This is a genomic window from Methylobacter sp. BBA5.1 (genome assembly GCF_000746145.1).
In the GTDB taxonomy this organism is placed as follows: domain Bacteria; phylum Pseudomonadota; class Gammaproteobacteria; order Methylococcales; family Methylomonadaceae; genus Methylobacter; species Methylobacter marinus.
The window spans coordinates 91127-113450 of sequence record NZ_JQKS01000020.1 but is presented as its reverse complement, the minus strand read 5'-3'; the positions used below and the strand labels follow the sequence as shown (position 1 = coordinate 113450).

The 22324-nt window shown below is 57.6% G+C and carries 13 protein-coding genes; 10 read left to right on the top strand and 3 right to left on the bottom strand.

Annotated features, from left to right (window positions below; all coding sequences use genetic code 11):
* The first annotated feature begins 81 nt into the window (after nt 1–81).
* Entirely contained in the window at nt 82–327 is a 246-nt protein-coding gene (locus EK22_RS24940; protein ID WP_036251846.1) for a hypothetical protein, read from the top strand.
* Here the strand turns inward: EK22_RS24940 and EK22_RS13565 are convergent.
* Complete coding sequence (locus EK22_RS13565) at nt 316–1032, bottom strand: fatty acid desaturase (protein WP_235209395.1); 717 nt, start codon at nt 1030–1032, stop codon at nt 316–318. The genes EK22_RS24940 and EK22_RS13565 overlap by 12 nt on opposite strands.
* Nucleotides 1033–1792: 760 nt before the next feature.
* Between EK22_RS13565 and EK22_RS13560 the strand changes: the two genes are divergently transcribed.
* Complete coding sequence (locus EK22_RS13560) at nt 1793–2209, top strand: glycine zipper family protein (protein ID WP_036251843.1); 417 nt, start codon at nt 1793–1795, stop codon at nt 2207–2209.
* Nucleotides 2210–2372: 163 nt separating this feature from the next.
* On the opposite strand, the gene EK22_RS13555 is transcribed toward EK22_RS13560, so the two are convergent.
* Nucleotides 2373–4211 (bottom strand): alpha-amylase family glycosyl hydrolase, encoded by a 1839-nt coding sequence (locus EK22_RS13555; protein ID WP_036251841.1) that lies wholly within the window; start codon nt 4209–4211, stop codon nt 2373–2375.
* 352 nt (nt 4212–4563) lie between these two features.
* Between EK22_RS13555 and EK22_RS13550 the strand changes: the two genes are divergently transcribed.
* The 7 genes from EK22_RS13550 to EK22_RS13520 all read left to right on the top strand — a co-directional run bounded on the left by EK22_RS13550 (nt 4564) and on the right by EK22_RS13520 (nt 15573).
* Entirely contained in the window at nt 4564–4983 is a 420-nt protein-coding gene (locus EK22_RS13550; protein ID WP_051961902.1) for a DUF2170 family protein, read from the top strand.
* 26 nt (nt 4984–5009) lie between these two features.
* Complete coding sequence (locus EK22_RS13545; protein ID WP_036251839.1) at nt 5010–5705, top strand: PspA/IM30 family protein; 696 nt, start codon at nt 5010–5012, stop codon at nt 5703–5705.
* Between the two features lie 287 nt (nt 5706–5992).
* Complete coding sequence (locus EK22_RS13540; protein WP_036251836.1) at nt 5993–6592, top strand: hypothetical protein; 600 nt, start codon at nt 5993–5995, stop codon at nt 6590–6592.
* 12 nt (nt 6593–6604) lie between these two features.
* Nucleotides 6605–8647, top strand: coding sequence for an SPFH domain-containing protein (locus tag EK22_RS13535; protein ID WP_051961901.1), 2043 nt, complete (start codon nt 6605–6607; stop codon nt 8645–8647).
* A gap of 142 nt (nt 8648–8789) precedes the next feature.
* The gene (locus tag EK22_RS13530) at nt 8790–9329 is read left to right on the top strand and encodes a TFIIB-type zinc ribbon-containing protein (protein ID WP_036251833.1); all 540 of its coding nucleotides are present in this window, start codon (nt 8790–8792) and stop codon (nt 9327–9329) included.
* A 12-nt stretch (nt 9330–9341) separates the two neighbouring features.
* On the top strand, nt 9342–14534 hold the full coding sequence (locus tag EK22_RS13525; protein WP_036251831.1) for a DNA repair ATPase: 5193 nt from the start codon (nt 9342–9344) through the stop codon (nt 14532–14534).
* Between the two features lie 709 nt (nt 14535–15243).
* Entirely contained in the window at nt 15244–15573 is a 330-nt protein-coding gene (locus EK22_RS13520; protein WP_020160138.1) for a hypothetical protein, read from the top strand.
* Nucleotides 15574–16131: 558 nt separating this feature from the next.
* Here EK22_RS13520 and EK22_RS13515 read toward each other — a convergent pair.
* The gene (locus EK22_RS13515; protein WP_152565106.1) at nt 16132–19599 is read right to left on the bottom strand and encodes an alpha-galactosidase; all 3468 of its coding nucleotides are present in this window, start codon (nt 19597–19599) and stop codon (nt 16132–16134) included.
* A 219-nt stretch (nt 19600–19818) separates the two neighbouring features.
* Between EK22_RS13515 and EK22_RS13505 the strand changes: the two genes are divergently transcribed.
* Nucleotides 19819–22308, top strand: a complete 2490-nt coding sequence (locus tag EK22_RS13505) for a tetratricopeptide repeat protein (protein WP_036251825.1) — start codon at nt 19819–19821, stop codon at nt 22306–22308.
* Nucleotides 22309–22324: the final 16 nt, after the last annotated feature.

Genomic DNA, 22324 nt, shown 5'->3' with positions numbered 1-22324 from the left:
AAGTGCGCAGTTGGCACGGCTGGTACCGACACATGACCCTGGCAATGGCCGCGTTGGCGTATTTGGCGGTGTTGTGCCGCCATGAAAAAGACGCGTCATCGGCAAAAAAAACCGGAAACTGCTGAGCAAGCAAGCCTGGAAGCAGCGGCAGCTCTGATCCCGTTGACGGTACCGGAAGTGCGCAAGCTGTTGTGGCAATGGCTGTGGCGGCATCCGCCGAGAATCATGCATATCGTCAACTGGTCGCTATGGCGAAGACGCCATCAAGCCGTTGCCCGTGCCTGCCATTACCGACGACGCAGGGAGAAAAATAATCTACAACTGTAGTACTAGAAGGAGAATGGGCAATTGAATCATAAGGTAATTTTGAAAACCCAGAAGCAAGCTCATCCCTATGATAAGAACCGCAAGGGCGATATTGGTGAAAACTACTCCGTAACGCTCCCGTTTGCCGGCGCCAAGGCTTGGAAAGCGCTGCACCACTAAAAACAGCACGATCGGAATCAGACCGAACAATACCAAAGGGTTGCGAAAAAGCCTGTAAGCCAGGCGTTTCAACCACGAAGCGGCTAAATATTCTTCTACGGTCATTGTCCAGATATCGCCCGCGCCTCGACGATCCAGATTGCCTGAGGCCGAATGATGAATGATATGGGTGCGTTGCCAGTCTTCGTAGGCGGTAAATACCATAATTCCAGCAATATAGCCCAGAATCCGGTTAGCTTTGCGTGAAGGAAAAAAGGCACTGTGACAGCTGTCGTGGAAAAATATAAAGATGCGCACCAACAGACCTGCAGCCGGAACGGTTAATAGCAAGGTGACCCAATACGGGTAGCCCTGGAGCGTGGAAAAAATCATTAATCCCCATAGGGCGAGGTAGGGTATGAAAGTATTCGATATTTGCCAGAAAGCTTTCCGGTAATCGGGGCGCGCATACTTTGATACGGTCCGGATCAAGTCTTGTCTGTAAGTGGAGGTATTTACAAAGCCCGGGGATGACGATGCTTTGTGGCTCAAAAACTGCTCGGACATAAATTAACTCTATGAAAATAAAAAGAATGCTTGTGGCCTGGATTTGGCCAGGTACAACTTGAGGATTTGGGATAGAGGCCGGACCGGCCTATTGAAAGAAACTAAATAATGGGCACCAGGCCCAAGCAGCAAAATAGCGATTGTTCGCTATATGTGCACACATCAATGTCTACTTGTTAACATTCATGGCAGAACCCTTTAAGGTAACTCTCCTTATCCGGAAATCATGGGGGCAGTTCCTAAAGCTTGTGGTTTCCGCGTTCATGAGGGCTCTCTCATTCATCAACCCGATAATTGGATGAGGTAATCAGTGTTAAGTTCATAGTCATGTTTTTTATCAAGATGATGTATCAATGCTTTTCCGGCCACAACAATGATCCGCTTTAGGCTGCAATTCGCGGTTTACATACGATAAGAGGGTAATTGATTGCGTTTGCCGCGCCCGAGCAGCGCTTGAACCTCTTCTGCCTAAAATGGCCCAATGCCCGCGCCGGTGCGAATTCAATTGCGCCCCGGAGCAGTATTCGCACTGAACCGCCGCCCGATTTCTCTTTCCAAACGACAATGTACCCGCGGAAAGCGGCTCATTCGATTTGCTTGCCGCTATGCGTAGAACCTAACCCGGTGCTAGTGGTCTACTCAAGGTCGTCGGTCAATGAACCGTTACGCATGAATATCATGCTATCCCCGTGGCGTAATCATCGGTTTGCATTCGGCACGAAACCGTGCCGTCAATTATCCTCTGAAATAGGAGATTCTCATGGTTAAGACTTTTTTGATCCTTGTCGTTGCCCTGGTAGTGGAGGGCTGCGCATCGACCCGCCCGGTTCTTTATCCCAACGCGCATTTAACCTCCGTCGGGTCGGAAGCCGCGGAACGCGATATCGAGAGATGCATGGAGCTTGCCGACGCCGCCGGTATCGATTCCGGCGGCAGCGAAGCCGGTCGGGCGGCGGCCGGGACTGCCGGAGGTGCTGCTATCGGCGCTGCATCGGGCGCCGTAGGGGGGGCGGTGGTGGGATCGGCAGGGGCAGGGTCGGCCATCGGAGCGGCTTCCGGCGCGGTCGCCGGCTTGCTGAATTGGATATTCAGCAAGCCGAAACGCAGTTCCGCCTATGAGAACTTCGTCAACAGATGTCTTGAGGGGCAAGGGTATCAGCCCGTGGGCTGGGACTGATATTCATCATACAGGCGACGACGATTGCACTCATGCCCGCTGCGTAAGGCAGCGGTTGCGCGCACGGATAGGATGCGCTTCCAAAGTCCCGCCGGCTTTCTGACCCGTCCATCCGGCTCAAAATACCCGTTTCAGCCAAACCCCAGGCTGCATGGCTTCCTATCTAAACACTGCGCCAGATGCGTCCGTAATTGGACGGAACGGTCAGCCAGTGTTCCTGCCCCGGCGCACTGACAAAGTTGTCCTGGCCGTGCAGTTGCTCGTTATAGGCGCCGGCGCGCCCGAAGTTAAACGGCACGCTTTGATCGGCATGCGTGAAGTTCACCGCGATCAGACTGGTTGCCGCGTCGGTCGTGCGCTCGAACAGCAACAGGCCGCGTGACAGATACCGTTCATAATCATTATGAAAATAATGGCTCCCCCGGCGCAATTCCTCGCAGGACTTGCGTAGATTCACCAGTTTGCGGGTCAGACCCACCAGGCTTTTGCCGACCGGGTCATAGAAATAATCCCAGCGCAACGGCCGAAGCAGCAGCACGCGGCCCAGACCGTCCTCGGGCAGAAAGTAATTTTCGCCGAACTCCTGCCCTTGCCAGAGCATGGGGATGCCCTTCGCGGTCAGCAACGCGATCAGGTAGGGCTGGAGGCGATACCAGTGCGCGCGCTCGCCTTCGGCGAAAAGCGGATTCCAGTCGCGTTGCCGGAGTCCGAACTCGCACAGGAAACGGCTGTGATCGTGGTTCTCGATATATTGCAGCGGCGCCTTGCCCAGCACCTCGCCATTGTGGCTGGCCTGTCCGATATAGCCTACCGCGCCCAGCCGCAGGCCGAGGTGCTCTATCGCTCCGGCGGCGCCGCGCGCGCAGGCCCCCGCCGCGCCGAAAGTGGCATTCTGCCAGGTGGCGTTGCTGTAGCTCTGTTCGAGAATCTGTTCAGGCGCTTCCAGTTGCTCGGCGATCTGAATCAGACGAGGGCCTTCCGGCGCGTCGAAGCGGGACAGCCGCGCGAGCGCGCCCTTGACATACTCGTAGGTGTGAAAGACCAGACTGGCATAACCGTCGCCCATGGCCCCGTCCCAGTAATTGGGCACACAATCGTAGCGAAAGCCGTCGATGTGATAAGTCTCCAACCAGTGCTGGTTGACGCTAAAGAAAAAATCGCGGGTCAGGCTGCGCCTGAAGTCGGTGCCGACGCCGAAATAGTCCTTGGCGAACGGCCCCATAAACGGGTTTTCATGATACTGCAGGCGCCGGTAGAGATCGTGGTAAGGAAAGTCATCAGCGGTATGGCCATAAACGACATCCACGACAACCGCCAGCCCGCGCTGGTGCGCCGCATCGACAAAATGCTGGAAATCGGCGCGCCGGCCAAACCGTTCATCGACGCCAAAATAGCCCAGCGGCAGATAGCCCCAATCAACCTCCAGCGCGACATTGCTGACCGGCATCACCGACAGCGCGTTGACGCCCAGATCAGCCAGATAGTCGAGACGGTCGATCGCGCCTTGCAGGTCGGCGCCGAACTCGGCGAGATTCAGTTCGTACAGGATCAGATCGTGCAGCGCCGGCGTTTTCCAGTCCGCCTCGCCAGGGCTCCAGGCATAAGGGCTATAGCCGAGCGTAAAGGCGGAGAGCTTGCCGACGGCGTATTCGCGGGCAAAGGGATCGATAATCCAGTCCAGTATGCCGACATTCGGGTTATGCAGCTCGTAACGGTAGACATGCCGGCCGGGCGAACCGAAATGCGACCCCGGCTGCGCGTCGCGGACAATGTTGAAATCAACCGTTACCGACCAGGCGTCGCCGTACTCGGCATCGACGCCATGCCGCAGCTCGATAGCCATCGGCTGTATGGCCTGGATGAACTGATCCCGCTCATGAATGAGCTTTATAAACAGCCGGTTGCCGGCGCTCGCCGAAACCCAGGGCAGCAACAGTCCGAAATCGACCACGCCGGGCGCGGATTCGTGGGGGCCTAGTCTGGCCAAAGGAAGGCTTTTCATAATTACACAGTCCTGGGTTGGTTAATGGGACGAATGGGGGTAAAGCTGATGGCTGGCATAGTCGGCCAGGCAATCGGTTCGAGGTTGGCATAACCGGCCAATCATGCCGATTAAATGCCCAGTTTGACTCTGGATCAATAAGTGAAATTACGTAGCGGCAAGCCTTGGCCCGGACCGATTTGATCATTCAGTGAAAAATGCCCGGCTTTTCGCCCGCCCCGCTAAAAACCTGTCAATTTCTTAAAAGCAGCTATTCTTAATATGATCACATCCAGAATCCCCATAATATGTCTTGACATAATATGGGGTAAGAATCTATTCTGTCAGCGCCACTCAGCACAAGGAGTAACCCATGAATAACAAAATAACGTTAACGCAGCTGGCGGACTCGTTGCACAAGTCCAGATTCAACAATGGCGCGGCTTTGGCGCCGGAAATCATCGAAGAGGACCTGCAGGTGCTTCAGGTCCTGATCCAGGATCGCGAGGAATTCCCGGTATATGTGACGATTGATGACAGCCAGATTCTTTGTGTTTCCTATCTCTGGCAAGAACAAGAGATCATTCCGGAACAACGCGAAGCGTTACTGGAAGCCTTGCTAGCCCTGAACATTCCGATGCCGCTGTCGTCATTTTCCAAAATCGGCCATCAATACATTATTTTCGGCGCCTTGAGTACCCGCTCGGATGCCGATGCCATTCTGCATGAAATTGAGACTTTGAGTGACAACACCCTGGACGCCATTGAACTGATGGCGGACTACCTGAAATGACGCCTCATCATTAGGAGCCGAACAACATGAACCTACTCAATAAACTCCTGACCGCGCTGCGCGGTGCCGCTACCGAAACCGGCGAAGCCCTGGTCGATTCTCAAGGGATACGGATACTGGAACAGGAAATCCGCGACGCCAAGGAACATTTAAACCGCGCCAGGGAAAGCCTGACCGAAGTCATTGCCGAACAAATGGCGGTGCAGCGGAAAGTGAACGGCCTGCAGACGGCCATCGCGGAACATGAACAGTACGCCAATCAGGCATTGGCGAAGAACAATGAAGCCCTGGCTCTGGAGATAGCGGAAAAAATCGCCGCCTTAAGCAATGAGCTGGATGCCCAAGCGGTGGTTCTGGAAAGCCTCGACAGCAATATCGCGACCCTGAAGCAGTCTATCGCCGCCACCGAACGCAACATCCAGGGCATGGACCGGGAATTGACCCTGGTCAAAACCACGGAAAGCGTGCACAAGGCCAACGAAGCCGTAGCCGCCCGATTTTCCGGCAGCCGGTCGTCCTTGCGTTCGGCCACCGAATCGCTGGAACGGATCAAAGCCAAGCAGCAAAAAAAAGTCGACCAAATGCAGGCGGCCCTCGCGATTCAACAGGAGGAAAACGGCGACCGGCTGCAAGAGAAACTGCAGGATGCCGGCATCATCACCAAAAAAGCCACGGCTTCGGCCATTCTGGACCGATTGAAGGCCAAGCGGTCTGAAGCCTGATCGCGATGCTCAGGACAGCGGTTTCGGTTCGCCGGCATAAAACGATGCCGGCGCGGCCGCGACGCCTGCCTCCTGGCCGGTATGACGACAATCACAACAACAACCCTTAAGGCACATGATATTGAAGCTTCTTTTTCAGGACATACGCAAGCCTGTGGGGGCGACTTCAGTCGCCCCCACAGGTTTTAAACCCGCTTGTTTCGGCGGATGAACAGGCAAACTGCGTAAGTCCTGTTTTTTAACCACAGGCCGCCCGGCATCGTTGCCTTTGCGCGCAAGGACAAAAAATGGAAACGGTACTCACCCTTATCAGCAGCTTTCCGACCGTGGTCTACACCATTCCGCTGGCCATATGCCTGGTGTTCTGGCTGTTCAGTCTGTTTGGCGTGTTCGATTTTCTCGATGTGGATATCGACAGCGAGGCCGGTTTGGCGGGACTTTTGGCCACGTTCGGCCTGGCCGGCGTGCCCATCACCCTGTCGCTCAGCCTGCTGTTCCTGTTCGCCTGGAGCCTGAGCCTGTTCAGTACCGCCTGGCTGCTGCCATGGCTGCCGGCAGGCCTCGTTTACAACGCCGCCGGCGCGGCCGCGCTGGTCATCAGCTTGATTTTTTCAGTGTATCTGACAGGAAAAATCACGCGGCCGTTGAGCAGGCTTTTTGTCACGCATGAAGCGCGCAGCAACCGTTCCCTGGTGGCCAAATACTGCGAAATCACCTCCCTGACCGTCAACGAACAGTTCGGCCAGGCCAAAGTCGAGGATGGCGGCGCCGGGCTGATCATCTCGATCCGCGCGGCCGCGCCCAACGACTTCAAAAAAGGCGACCACGCTTTAATTTATGAATACGACCCGGATAAAAACCTCTATTTCATCAGCAAACAGGACTAATCAGGAGTAGTCATGGAAATCATCATCACCGTTACCATTGCCGCGTCAGTCATCCTGATCGGAGCGCTGATCGTCTTTGCCTCGATGTATCGCAAGGTCGACCAGGGACAGGCCATGATCATCAACACCTTGAGCAGCGAACCCAAGGTGACCTTCACCGGCGGTCTGGTCATACCAGTGCTGCACCGCGTCGAAAAAATGGCCATTTCGCTGAAGACCGTGGAAGTCAACCGGCGCGGCGGCGAGGGGCTGATCTGTAAGGACAATATCCGCGCCGACATCGTCGTCACCTTCTTCGTGCGCGTCAACAAAACCCGCGAGGACGTGCTGAAAGTGGCGCAGGCGATCGGCTGCGAGCGGGCCTCCGACCAGCACACCATAGAAGAACTGTTCAGCGCCAAGTTCTCGGAGGCCTTGAAAACGGTAGGCAAGCGCATGGACTTCGAGGACTTGTACCGCGAGCGCAACCACTTCCGCGACGAAATCATTCAGGTGATCGGGCAGGACCTGAACGGCTATGTATTGGAAGACGCCGCCATCGATTATCTCGAACAAACGCCGATGAACCAGCTGGATGCCAACAATATTCTGGATGCCCAGGGCATCCGCAAGATTACCGAACTGACGGCGATACAGCACGTGCGCACCAATGAGCTGCAACGCGATGAACAAATGCAGATCAAGAAAAAGGATGTCGAAACCAAAGAGATGATCCTGGAGCTGGAACGGCAACAGGCCGACGCCGAGGCCAGGCAACAGCGGGAAATCGCCAGCGTGCAGGCGCGGGAAAAGGCGGAAGCCGAAAAGATCAAGGCGGAAGAGCACACCAAGGAAGAACGGGCCCGCATCGCGGCCGAACAGACCCTGGGCATCGACAACGAAAACAAGCAGCGGGAAATCGAGGTCGCCGAGAAAAACCGGCAACGGGCCATCGCCATCGAAACGGAAAAAGTCGAGCGCGTGCGCCAGCTTGAAATTATAGACCGGGAAAAAGAAGTCGAATTGCAGCGCATCGCCAAGGAAAAGGCCCTGGAAGAGCAAAAGAAAGAAATCGCCGAGGTGATCCGTTCGCGCATCGCCGTTGAAAAACATGTGGCCGAGGAAGAGGAACGCATCAAGGAGTTGCGCGAAGTATCGGAAGCGGACCGCAAACGCCAGGCGACCGTGATCGCCGCGGAGGCGGAAGCGCAGGAGCGCCTGGTGAAAGATATCAAAGCCGCGGAAGCGGCCGAACAAAGCGCCCAGTTCAAGGCGCGCGAAACCCTGGTGCTGGCCGGCGCGGAATTCGAAGCCGCGGAAAAACAGGCGCAAGCCAAAATCCGGCTGGCCGAAGGCATTCAGGCGGAACAGGCCGCCGTTGGCCTGGCCGAAGCGAAAGTGCTGCGCGAGCGCATGGCGGCCCAAGCGCAGGGCGATGAAGCCGTCGGCATGGCGCAGGTGCGCATCAAAAATGCCGATGCCGATTCCGAGGAAAAACAAGCCATGGTCGACGTAAAAATCAAGATTGCCGAAGCCGAAGCCATCGAACGCCGCGGCCAGGCCGAAGCCGAAGCCGTACGGCAGCATTACCAGGCTGAAGCCGACGGCCTGAAGGATAAATTTGCCGCGATGGCCAGCATGGATGAGAAAACCCGCAGCCACGAGGAATTCCGCCTGCAAGTCGATACCGCGCATACCGAAACCCTGGCCGCCATCGAAGCCGGCCGCGAAGCGGCCACGCTGAACGCGGGCGTGTTCGCCGAAGCGGTCAAGCAGGCCAACATCGACATTGTCGGCGGCGACGGCGAATTCTTCGAACGCTACATGCGCGCGCTGGCGGTCGGTAAATCGATAGACGGCACGGTCAATAAAAGCGACTTGCTGAAAACCACGTTTAAAGACCACCTGCGCGGCGAGGCGAACCTGATCGAGGACATTAAGCAAATCGCCGCGAATCTTGGTTCCGATGATCTGCAAAACCTGTCGGTGGCGGCCTTCCTGAACAAGCTGACGACGAAAGGCAGTATCGAAGACAAAACCAGGATGCAGGCACTGTTGGAACAGTTGAGTAATTGACAATGCAGCCCGCATGGAGCGTGGCGGCATGCGGGCGTTCGAAAGCCTTGCATGGCCCGGATTCCGCAAGCTTCATCCGGGCTACGTAATCAATACAGACACGGATTTACAGGGTCGATAGCGGCCGCCATGGAGACACACAATGAATTGCCCCTTCTGTAAAACGCATCGATTAAAACCCACCCGACTCACCGCCGAATTGCCCGCCGAAAGTTGCAGCCAGTGCCGTGGCGCCCTGGTTTCGCTGCTCAGCTACCGGACCTGGTTGGACCGGCATCCGGTGGCGGAACAACTGGCCGTCGACCAACAGCAAGGTACTTGCGTCGAACCGGCCGACGCCTCGCATGCGCTGTTTTGCCCGAAATGCGCCGGCATCATGACCAAATACCGCATCGCCGCCGAAACCGAAAACAGAATCGACCTGTGCGTCCGCTGCAATGAAGTCTGGCTGGACAACGGCGAATGGGAACTGATCATATCGCTGGAACTGGCCGATAAACTGCCCCGGATTTTCTATGACAGCTGGCAAAAACAAATCCGGGAAGTACATTTCCAGGACCTGAAGGAACAAAAATTCAGAGAGCTATTGGGAGCCGATTATGACGAAATCGTGCGTATCCGCGATTGGATCGACGGCCACGCGCAGCGCAGAACCTTATTGGACTATATCAACAGCTTTTAAACCTGATCGCTCATGACTGAAGAAACCATTTCCGACATCCAGCAAACCGTTACCGAAGGCGAAGCCTTTGAAGTGATCCGCAAGCGCCTGGATCAGCAAGGGCTCGCTCTGCAGGCCAAAATCGACCGCCTCAACACGCTGCGCGCCGAGGAATTCGGACAAACGGAACTGAAAATCATCGGCCGGGTACGGGCGCGTACCGAAAACAATTGCGTGCCGCGCGATATCGGCCGGGTCGGCAAGCACCTGATGCTGTTCGGTTACAACGTGTTCATCGGCATGAAGAAAGAGACCCGGGTCGAGGATGTCTTCAGCCTGTACAATCTCGTCGAAACCGAAGACGGCTTCGATCTCGAAGCGCATGCCTCGCCGGACCATTTTTTGCTGGATGAAAGGTTTGTCGCCGACTTCAAGGAACTTTACCGCTACTACAAGACCACGCGCCTGTTGTCCCTGCATGCCGGCCACGAACAACTGCTGGCCGTGTTCCAGATTGGCCAGAAACTGGACGACATCCGGGTGTTCCGCTGGCAAATACGTGACGATCAAGTCAGCTATATCGACAACCGGGGCGAACGCGATTTGCCGCGGCATCCGGCCCACGACTTCGAATGGACCGCGACCCGGCGCGAGGACCATGTCGCCGGCAAGCACCCGCACATCAGTATCCTCGATGAGGTTTTCGTCGAGACCATCGGCGGCGACCTGACCGTCAAGGTCGAAAACAATACCGAAGACGGCCTGGGCATTTACCGCGAACCGGTCGACGACCCGCACCAGTCGCTGGCCGACGCCGAGATCGCCTACGCCAGACTGGGCACCCTGATCGTGCTGAAAATACGCCCGTACCGCGAAAGCGCCTGCCGCTACCTGGTCTTCAACACCCTGACCCGGCAGGTCAACCGTATCGACGCCATCGGCCAGTCCTGCGTGCAATTGCCGGACAACCACGGGCTGATTTTCCCCGGCGGCTATTATCTGCAAAACGGCGAAACCCGGCTGTTTGAAAACGTCCCGGCCGGCCTGACGTTTGCCAGCGTGCTGCGCTCGCCCAACGGCGAGGACGTGCTGTACCGCTTCTATGAAGCCGATGCCGGCATCAGCGTGCTGTTCTCCTACAACCTGATCGAGAAAAGCCTGCAAAACCCGATCATCGCGCACGGCGTGTGCCTGTTCCGCAGCGGCCGGATGCTGGTATTCCGGGCCGAAAACGACGAACCCGGCCGCATCCATCCGATGCAGCTGTGGGAAACGCCGTATTTTCACGAAGAGTTCATGCATCAGCAGCCGGCGCGCCAGTCATTTTTCGGCAAAATCGGCAATGCCGAACTGGTCCGGGGCATTTCCGACGGCTACAGCCTGGTGCGGGCGATTTCGAGCCGGCACGCCACGCTGGCCCACTACGAAGCCCTGATCGAGGCCGGACAACGCCTGTTCGACGCCTACCATTGGCTGGATGCCGATGAGGCGGGCGCGCTCGGGGCCGATATCCGGCAAATCCGCGCCACCGCGGAACTGGTGCTGGACGAGTTTGAAAAGGTCGAAAGCATCCGCCAGCAAGCCAACCAGGCCCTGAGCGAGGCCGAAACCCGGCAGCGGAACCTGCTGAAAAACCTGTATGTCGACAGCTGGAAAACGCCGGGGGAATTCGTCCAGGCCCTGGACGCCATGCACAGGCAACAGGGTCACCTGACCACGATCAGGGAACTACGCTATATCGACCAGGCCGCCGTGCAATCGCTGCAGGACGATCTGGCCCGCGAACTGGATGCGCTGGGCCAGGCGACCGTCGGCTTTTTAAGCAGCGAGACGGCGCTCGCGCCATTTCATGACAGCCTGTCGGCCTATCAGGCGCAACTGGACAACAGCCAGACCACAGCCGAAATTCAACCCGTCCTCGAACAGCTGGACCAGATGAGCCAGAATCTGGACCTGCTGAATGAAACGCTGGCCGGCCTGGAAGTCAAAGACGCCCAGGTCAGGACCGGTATTCTGGAAGCCCTGTCCGAACTCTACAGCAAACTCAACCAGATCAAGGCCGGCGCCCGGCACAAGCGCAAAAGCTTCCGCTCCGAGGAAGCGGTCGCCGAATTCGCCGCCCAGTTCAAACTGTTTTCGCAAAGCATCAGCAGCGCCCTGGAATCGGCCGAAACGCCCCGGCAATGCGACGATCAGCTGACCCGCCTGCTGACCCAGCTGGAAGAGCTGGAAAGCCGGTTTTCCGACTTCGACGAATTTCTGGCCGATATCGTCCAGCAACGGGAACAACTGTTCGAAGTCTTTCAGTCGCGCAAGCAGGTATTGCTGGACGAACGGCAGCGGCGCGTGCAGACCATCGTCGCGGCCATCGACCGGCTGTTCGCCGGCATCGAACGGCGCTTGCAGACCTTTGACGAGCCGGATGCGCTGAACAGTTACCTGGCCGCCGATGCCATGGTGCGGAAACTGCGCCAGATGATCGAACACTTGCAGGCCCTGGACGCCTCGGTACAGGCCGATGACGCCCAGGCCCGGCTTAAGGCCATGCAGGAACAGGCGCTGCGCTCCCTGCGCGACCGCCGGGACATCTTCGAGGACGGCGGCGCGCTCATCAAACTGGGCCGGCACCGCTTCAGCGTCAATACCCAGCCCCTGGACCTGACCCTGATCAATCGTCAGAACCGGCTGGTCTGGCATTTGATCGGCACCGATTATTATGCCCGGGCCGAACACCCGGAGCTCGATGAGCTCCGTGAGTTTTGGGATCAGGCCCTGATTTCCGAAACCGGGCAGGTTTACCGGGCCGAATACCTGGCCGCTTCGATTCTGCACAGCGCCGAGCAAGGGCTCGGGCAACTGACGCTGGACGAACTCCATGCGGCGCTGCTGCAGGACGATGCGCTGATGCAGTTGATCCGCCGCTATGCGACGCCGCGCTATCAGGAAGGCTATGACAAAGGCATACACGATGTCGACGCCCGCCGGATTCTGGAACACTTGCTGCCGGCGCGGCAGGCCGCGGGGCTGTTGCGCTTCACGCCGGAAACGCGCGCCCTGGCGTTGGCCTACTGGCATTTCGCCGCCATCGATGAGACCCAGAAACAAAACCTGCGGCGGCTCGCCCAAAGCGCCGCGCTGCTGCAAAAGTCTTTGGGCAGCCTCAAGGCGCATCAGGACCTGTCCGGCCAGATCACCGCGCAGTTGGCGCGGTTCAAGACCCTGTCCGGCCTGGCGGCGGCGGACCCCGCCAGTGCCGGCGATTACCTGCTGGCCGAACTGGCGGCCAGCGTTCCCGAATTCATTACCAGCCGGCAGGCCGATGCCCTGGTCAATGCGCTGTACCAGCATCTGGAAAGCATCGGCCATCGCGGCGACTACGAAACCGCCTTGCAGCACTGCGCGGAGCAACTTGATGCCCAATGGCAACTGACCGCCGGCTGGCTGGCGGGCATCACGGCACAGCCGCAGTACGGCACTTTTCAGCGCTTCATCCCGGAAGCGGTGATGATCATCCTGGGAACCGGCCTCAATCGAAAAATCAGCCCGGCAACCCTGGAAGTCACCATCGAAAACCTGATGGGCGATCACGCTCGCATTGAAGACAGACGGCTCAGCATCAGTATCGATGAATTCGGCGAACGTCTGCACCGGCACCGCACGCAAATCGTGCCCGGCTTCCAGCGCTACCAGACCCTGCGCCAGCAGCTGATCGCCGCCGAACGGGAACAGCTGCGCCTGGAAAGCTATCAGGCCAGACCCTTGACCTCATTCGTGCGCAACAGGCTGATCAACGAGGTTTACCTGCCGCTGATCGGCGACAACCTGGCCAAGCAAATGGGCGCGGCGGGCGCCGCCAAGCGCACCGATCTGATGGGCCTGCTGCTGCTGATTTCGCCGCCCGGCTATGGCAAAACCACGCTGATGGAATACGTCGCCAATCGCCTGGGGCTGGTGTTCATGAAGATCAATTGCCCGGCCCTGGGCCACGCCGTGCATTCCCTGGACCCCGCGCAGGCGCCCAATGCGACGGCCGCCAGGGAACTGGAGAAGCTGAACCTGGGGCTGGAAATGGGCAATAACGTCATGCTTTATCTGGATGACATCCAGCATACCCATGCCGAGTTCCTGCAGAAATTCATCTCCCTGTGCGACGGCTCGCGGCGCATCGAGGGCGTCTGGCAGGGGCGGACCAAAACCTATGACCTGCGCGGCAAAAAATTCTGCGTGATCATGGCCGGCAACCCCTACACCGAATCCGGCGAGGTCTTCAAAATTCCGGACATGCTGGCCAACCGCGCCGATATTTACAATTTGGGCGATGTCCTGAGCGGCAATGACGAGGTCTTCGCGCTCAGCTATATCGAAAACAGCCTGACCTCCAATCCGCTCCTGCAGCCGCTGGCCACGCGCGGCATGGACGACGTCTACCGGTTCCTGCGCAAGGCTGCCGGCGAAACCGTGTCCGACAATGAGTTCGAACACCGCTACGCCGCCTCGGAAAGCCGGGAAATCGTCGCCGTCCTGGAGAAAATGCTCAAGATCCGTGATGTCGTGCTGGCGGTCAATCAGCAGTATATCCATTCCGCGGCGCAGGACGACCGCTACCGCACCGAGCCGCCTTTCAAACTGCAGGGCAGTTACCGCAACATGAACAAGATGGCGGAAAAGGTCACATCGGTCATGAACGACGAGGAACTGCGGAATCTGATCAGCGATCATTACGTCGGCGAAGCGCAGACCCTGACCCGGGGCGCCGAGGAAAATCTGCTCAAACTCAAGGAAATCCGGGGGCTTCTGAACGCCGGGGAAAGCGAGCGCTGGAGCGCGATCAGGAACGAATATGCGCGCCTCAGGAAACTCGGCGATGAAAACGACCCGGCACGATTGCTGGCCAGCCAGTTGTCCGTTATCGCCGAGCAGCTGACCGTTATTGGCCGGCACTTGCAGGCGCCTTCGCCGCTGGCCGAATTGAATCAGCACATCGTGCACCTGCGCGAGCAGATCGCCCAGGTCGAAATGAATGTGGAAGTGGTCAACCAGCCGATGCCGGGCGCCGACGCGGTGCTGCATAAACTGGCGGAATTATTCGAGATTTCATTCTTGCCAGTGTTTTCGGCCATGCAGCATAAAATCAGCATGGAACATGAAACCTGGGAACGCGTCAAAATGCTGACCGAAGAGTTCAAGCGCCTAAAACGCGAGAGTGATCCCGTAAAAAGCAATTAGAGCAATCAGTCCTTACTTGAACAACGACTGTTGTGCAAATTATTGATGAGCCTGCCTGAAAAATACAGTAGGGTACCAGACTGTGAAAGTATTCAGAATTTTTCTCCTCAATGTCTATATGTTGTTATATACAAATATCAAATGCACAACATATTGTGGTGAAAATTTCAAAAAACGAATACTTTCACAGTCTCGTACGCATTGCGTACCATTCCCAGCGGTCCCGGTAAATGCCATCCCAAAAGGGACCAGACTGTGAAAGAATTAGTGAAAAGCGTCATAAAAAAGCCTTATTCACCACGAAGATCACGAACGACTGCAGGGATGCAGGAGGTAGAGCAACGCAGGAGCAGTTGCCGAGGACACGAAGAAAAAATAAAATTAATCAATAACTTAAAACTTCGTGTGCTTCGTGTCCTTCGTGGTTAAATCTTTTAAATTGAATACTTTCACAGTCTCGGACGAGATGCGTACCCTACCGGATTGAATACCCCGTGTGCCCAGCCGGTCGGTGAATGGCTTGTTTTCATGGCGGCTCAAACGACTGGTGCGGCCGCTATTTTTCCTCAGCCTGTCCGATTCCCGCCCGCGGTCCTGCGCTTGCGCAGGGACAGACGCGGGCCGGGCAGTCGTGAACTCCGTGTTCTTTGTGGTTACAATACCCGCAATCGAGCGGCTGCCGCTTATCCAAATTTAAACAAACAAGCCTATGAATAAAAAAGACCTGCCTGAAAACTGGAAAAAATCGGCGCAAAGCATACGCGCCATCCAGGTCGCTTTCGAATTTGGCACCGGCGTATCCGAAAGCATCCGGCGTGAAGCCAACAAAAACGGCCTGAGCACCTCCGACCAAATCAGAAAGATCATTCAGCTGGACATCAAACCGCCTAAGCGCCCGAGGCTGACGGTATCGCTGACCGAGGACGATTATAAAAAACTGGCGCGGCGGTATCAGCTGGATGCCGGCAACAAAGCCGCGATCCGTGAGGCCATGCGCCAGGAACTGATCGACTTCGGCAAAAGCATACAATCGGAATAGTTTCAGGCCGGCAAGGGAAAGGGCGGGGAAGAAGCCGACATTCTCACAGGCATTCTTTTTAACGGATGTTGCGCGCCAGGCATGGACGATGGTGGGAGCGATGCCCTCATCGCGATCTAGAATCGGATTGATGCCTTGATACCGTAAAATGAACAGACACATAGGGGCGAACCTGTGTGTTCGCCCTTGCTCAACAGTTCTCCGATAACCCGTTGTGCACCCGAAACAGGGCGGACACACAGGTCCGCCCCTACAATGCATCCGTACGATAAAGGTGCTCCCTTTGATCTGTATGAGCCGCATCGCAAATTATTAGGTGATTTCCATGTTAAATATTATTCCGGTAGGTCGGGTTAGCGCAGCGTAACCCGACGCTGCCTGTTACGCATAAATCGTTTCGGGTGCCTCGGGGACGAATGCCAACGACAGATGCGCCAGTAGCATTCGATCCGGCAGAGCGCATGCGTCTGCGGCAGGGCCAGGCTGACGGCACGGCTGCATAACATCAGTTCATTTAGACAAATTCCAACACACACAAATTCAGCAATAACCCGGCACTCAATCCTGCGCCATCGGCCAGAGATGATACAGCAGGACGCGGATGTCGCCGGGAAACGCATCGGGTTTCGCCGCCGAAACCGTTACCGTGTTTTCGCCCGGCTTCAGCTTAAGCCGCAGGCGGGTGCGTTCGATCTTATTGCCCGGCGCCATGCCGCCGGGCCAGTGGGTCGTATCGCCAGGGCCTTCCGACGTCAGCGCCTGTCCCGCCGCCAGCACATCGGGAAAGACCATGCTCTCGCCGTTGACCGTGATGATCGGCCGATCGAGCGAAGCCGCCGGCGCTTGCGTCCGGAAGGCACGGACATTGTCGAGCGTGACGCTGACCGTCGTTTTGGCCGGCACGGCGTCGAAATAAAACAGCAGATATTCTGTCCGCGCCCAGTCGAACTGACTGTCGGCAGGAAAAGGGAAGGCCAGCAGATGCCAGCCCGTGAAGTCGACAGCGGCTTCGAAATCGACACGCTGTCCCTTGGCATCGCGAAGCTGGATGCGAAGCTGTTCGTATTTACCGTCGCCCAGAACCCAGACGCCCAAAGCATTCTTGCCCGCCAGGTTCAGAGGCTGCTCGAAGCGCCGGCCGATCGCCGACCAGCCGCCAAATGCCCCTTCGTTCGTCGCCGAGTAGCGCAGGGCGCTGCCGCCGGTCCTTGTCTCGCCGCGGGTAGTCTCGAAATGCTGGCGCACGCCGTCGCGCACGGGCCCGGCGGGCGAGACCAGCTTGTCAGGCCGGGGGACAAGCTTCTCGTATTGATTGCGACCGCTCATCCGGAAGGCGGCCGCGTCCTCAAAGCCTTCGATCGTGAGCGCGTCCGGGCGGCCGTAAGCGGCTGATGCTCCAGCCATGCTGCCGGCAATGATCTCCACGCCAAGTTCATGGTCGCCCGGCTCATCGTTGCGGATGGTCCAGGTATTTTGACGGCCGTCCAGCACATCGACGTATCTTAACGGCTCGTAGGCGGCGCGGTAGAGCTGCCAGCCGCCGCCTGCATCATCAAACAGCTTGAAATCCTTTTGCGGTTCGCGCAGCCTGGCCTTGACCGGCGCGGGCAGGGGGCCGGCATGCCGGAACTGCTCCCACTTTCGCAGCGTATCCAGCATCTGGCGCGACTGCGTCTGATTTTCCAACGCCTCCCGCGAGGTCTCCAGAGAAAGCGATCCGTCCACGGCCATCGCCTTGGCGGCGACATACTCGAGCTGGTCCGGGCGCATGTCCTTGAACCAGTAATACCAGCCGATATCGGGCCGCGTGAAGTTCGCGTTCATCCGCAGAATCTGCGGCCAGCGCTCGTCGAGATAGCCCTTGATATCGCCATGGCCGTCCGCCGAAGCGGCTCGCGGCACGATGTGCCAGCGCAAATCGGTACCGAGGCCATTGCTGACCTGATAGAGCACATCCTTGTTGAATTTGCGGTAATAGGCGAGATGCAGGCGGTTCAGGTAATACCAGCTGTCGATATAGGCATCGATGATGCCGTCGCTGGCATCAAAGTACACCATGTCGAAATCCGCACTGTTAAAGACATCGGCGAAGTTCTGGGTCAGTTCGTCGGCGAGCGTGCTGTCGGGATCGACCAGGAAAAATCCCCACAGCGTGAGCAGCCTCTTTACGCTCGATCCGGCCGGGTGCGCCTGTGCCCTGGTGCCCAATGCGCCGCGCTCGCAATTGACATACCGGAACGGGGGGGCCGGCTGCGCGGCTTCATAACGGATGATCTCATCGCCGATTCTCAGGTATTGCCCCGGAAACTCCCTGCCGCCAGGGCCTGTCGGCGGCAAGCCGGGTTCGGCCGACAGCGTGAGGGTGGTGGCTTTCGCATCGAGCGCCTCGGCGAGGTTCGGAACGGGCACCGTTGCCAGACGATCATCCGGCTTCGGCGTGATGTAGGCATCGTTCGGCGAGATCGAGGGGCCGAATACATGCACGCCGGCCTCGAGACCGGCCGCGTGAATCTTCGCCACCGCCGCCTTCAACCCTGCCAGGCCGTGCGGAAAATTGTCGGTATTGATCCGGTAATGGCCGTGGCTTTCCAACCAGTTGTTTTTCAAAAAAACGAGAGTGCCGAAGCCACCCAGTTTGGCATAGTCGATCAGCGCGTCGATATTGGCTTCCGAGGCATCGGTGGCGAACAGATAGGACTTTTGCACCGATTCCGATTCGCGCGCCCATTTCCCTCCCAACGTGGGAGACGGCAGGCCCGCCGCGCGCTCGGCCTCCCGGATCGCGGTCGTGAAATCCCCGATGGGCGCCGCCGCCAGCGAAAATTTGGCGCCGACGAGACCATGACGGCGATGCGCGCCGCTTCTCAGCCATTGTATCGACTGGCTTGCCGGCATGGGTTGATTGACCGTGTTTTCGCTGATGCCGAAAAAAGCCGCGCCGAATTCGTCATCGTAGGTGGCGTTGATGGCCGGCGCCACGGTCTTCAGGCGCCGCAAAGGGAAGCCGATGGCAAGGGCATCAAGGTCCGCGGGTTCGGCGCTGAGCACCTCGAAAGTGAAATGATGCGGCGCGGAAATAACGCGCAAGCTGACCTTGATCTCGGGATCGATGAACCGTGCCGTCAGGACATCGCCCGTTCGGGAGATCCGGGTTGCCGGCAAGCCTTGCACGCCGGCCCGCGAGGCGGTCAGCAGCGGCCGTCTGGCCGCGATGGCGGCGTAGTCCTTGCCGGAGGCCGGACTGGCAAACCGGGTCAAAAAACCGGAAGGCGATAAACGCCATTCCACGGCCTCGTTCTGAAAAACCATGTCCGCCGCATCGGCCGGCGGTTCCGGCAAAGCCACGGGTTCCACGCGCACGTCGTCGATATCGACGCCTTCCGGTGAGGCTGCGGCGATCGCCAACGCCGAATTCAGATAGCCATCGCCGGCGGGCTGATAGAAAGCGGTGAATTGCCGCCATTGGGCGCCGGCATGTTCCTGCAGCAGCGTCTGGCCGCCGGTCGGCCGGTTCCGGAAATATTCGTACGACTGCACCGAGAACGCGCCGCCCCGGGCCCACAAGGAAACGTGATACCAGTTGCCCGCCCGCAAGCCCCGGCAGCCCTGGTACAGATGCGCGGCGCCGCGGGTCGGGGCGGCGATATGGACAAATCGCGCCCCCGAATGCGGCGCGTCAGTGCCAATCCGCAATCGTCCGGGATAAGCCGGGTTCGGTTGCCAGTCAGAGGGAATCCGGACTGCCGTATCCAGCTTCCATTTTTTTCCCCCCCCATCAGTGCCCGTCCGGGCGTCGCGGAGCGATTCGAAACCGCCGTTTTTGAGGACGGGGATTTGCTCCGCGGCCGCGTCCGGGCCGCCGGTTGCCATGATCATGAAAGCCGCAGTGGATATCACTGCGGCGCTTAATCTTATACGCTGCCGCCACTTCATTTTTTCATATCTTAATGCTGGTGAAATTTTCAGATTCGGGACCGGCCCGCTTGCCCGGCTTTTTTGTGATTGCGCGTCCTGGCAAAGAGGCAATCTTACCGGTTTTGGTCCCGGAATTTATCCGACCAATAGACAATTTGCCGTTTTGGAGGGTTGAAAATCATTCGCGGCGGGTTTCAATCCGATTTTTATAAATGCGTTAAACCTCGATTTATCAATGCTGATTTTGCGTCTTAGGTTTTCTAACGAGAAGGATGCTTTATAATGGCCCGTTTCCATTGTTCATCAGCCCCTGCAAGAACAATCATACTCATGAAAAAGAACCCAATGCCCGTTTCCGGTTCAGCCGGGAATAATCTTGAAAACCAGGCTCTGTCCCAGCTGAACGCCGGCAAGTACAAGGAAGCGATCGAGCTGTATAAAAAATTACTGAAGGATACCGACAACAGCGATTGGCGCCAGCAATTGGCTTATTGTTACCTGCAAAGAGCGTCGGTATTTGCCGCCAAGGGCATGTATAAGGAGGCGCTGGGGCTGTGGGAAAATTACAGCCAGCAGGCACAGCCGCCGTACGAAAAATACGATCATTACCTTGCCTGGCTGATTCAAACCAAAAATCCGGTCAACATCCAGTCGGCCCTGCAACGGTTATCGGCCCGGCAGCTGGATAAAGACTATCCCGGGCTGGCCGCCTTGTTGGGCTTGCTGATTATCACCCGGCATCCGGAATTTCAGCAGGCCTTGCCCCAGGACGCCGACTTCATGGCGCATTCAAGGATAGTGCGGACAGCGTTGCAGGCCTATCAGGACAACAACCCGGCGGGCGCGGAAGAGGCGTTAAAACAATTGCCCTATCGCTCCGCCTTCAGGGATTTTCGCACCTTGCTGAAAGCGGCGCTCACGTTGCCGGCCTCGCCTGGCGAAGCGCAGTCACTGCTGGACAAAATCCCGGCAAACTCGCCCTACGCGCAAACCGCCGGCCTGTTGCGGACCTGCACCCTGAACGGCCGGGCGCTGGTCCGGGAAATGGCAAGGTTCAATCGTCAACAGCGCGGGCTGATCGGGGACATCATGGGCCTGGATCAAAAGCAGTCCGATTTCATCGAGCAGTTAAGCCGGCACAAGGATCGCCTGTCCGACAAGCTGAAATTCAATCTGGCCGCTCAATACCGGTCGCTTTGCGGTTCAGAGTCGGCGAGGCGCTTCTGTTTTACGCTGCTGCCCCGGTATCCGGCCGGCCAGCGCGACTTCGAGAAACTCTTCGGCCCCGTCGATGAATTCGAACACAACCGGTTGAAGGCGCTGGCCTGCGAGCAGGAAAACAACGATGCCGAATATTATTGGCGCCAGTGCATCCGGACCCTGGCCAGGGAACGCGACCCCGGCAATGACTTGAAGATCGCGCTGATATTGCGCCATCTTGCGGAACAACAGCCGGATCCCGAGGAGAAAAACCAGTTGCTGATCGAAAGTCTGCAGTACGACCCCGACGACCGGGCCAGTTATCTGCGGATTCTCGACTATTATGGACAGTCTCCGGATACCGCCGAAAGCTATAAACAGTGGCTGGATGACACCCTCGCCCGATTCCCGCTGGACCTTGAGGTACTGACCCTGGCGGTCCAGGCGGCCATGCGCGATAACGCTTATAAAAAAGCCAGCCAGTACGCGCGGAAAATCCTGAAAACCGATCCCTTGAATACGTTTGCCAAGCAAACGCTGTTTGCCTGCCATCTGGCGCGGGCGCGCAAACTGATACAAGGCAAAAAATACCCGGCGGTCGAACAGGAAATCCAGCAGGCGGAAGACCTGAAAATGGGCAAAAGCTATGCCCTCCAGATGCAATTGATACGCGGCCTGTTCTGTTTTGCCGCCGAGGACAAGCCGCAAGGCTTGCAACTCATCGCCGAGGCGCTGGGCAAGCTCAATACGGACCCGGTCAACATGTATTTCCAGGCCGCCATGGAAGCGCAGCTGACGAATCTGCCCGTCGCGACCCTGTTGCGGGAATTGCCGCCCACCAGGGATTATTTATTATCCGGGCAGGAACTGGCCCGGTTGATCGAGCGACTAAAACAGTACGGCCGGGACGCCGGCAGTCTGGAACGGCTGCACAAGGCGCTGGACAGAGTCAAGGCGCCCCTGAAAAAGTCGCTGCAACAGCCGGACTACGATGAAGCCCTGCTGTTAACCTTGTGCGAGACGCTGGACGACATCAGGCATTACGAGTTATTGCGCCATTGCGTGAAAGAGGCGCAAGCCAAATGGCAAAAACCCATCTGGAACTATTACCTGGTTTATGCCGGGACCTCTGGCTGCCCCGAACGCTGTTCTTACGGGCAAATCTTGAGCCTGGAAACTAACCGTGAAGTGGCCCGGCTGGAGAAAGATCATCGCACCATGGTGCTGATTGACCATTACCTTAAGCGCTATCATGAAGCGCATCCTTCGATGGGGCTGGGCTTTCTCGACAGCCTGCTGCCTCCGGATGAACAGCCGGGCGCCGAAGATCCGTTCGATAGACTGTTCGGCCATTTGCCCGATGAGATATTCGATAAGCTCAATAAAAAACTGGAAGCCTTGGCTAAAAAAACATCGCCGGAGCGGCTTGTTCAGGAGCTGGCCGGCGTGGTCGGCGATGACAGCAAACTCATGCAGGTCATCATGCTGGACCCTGATTTGTTCACGGCCCTGATGCTAGTGAAAGCCGCCGGCGATTTGGGCATCAATATCGATGTCAGCGTTGACGATGTCCTGGCCTGTTTCGACGCGGACCAAAAGCCCGGCCGGTTCCCCTTTTAACCACCCTGGTAAGCCG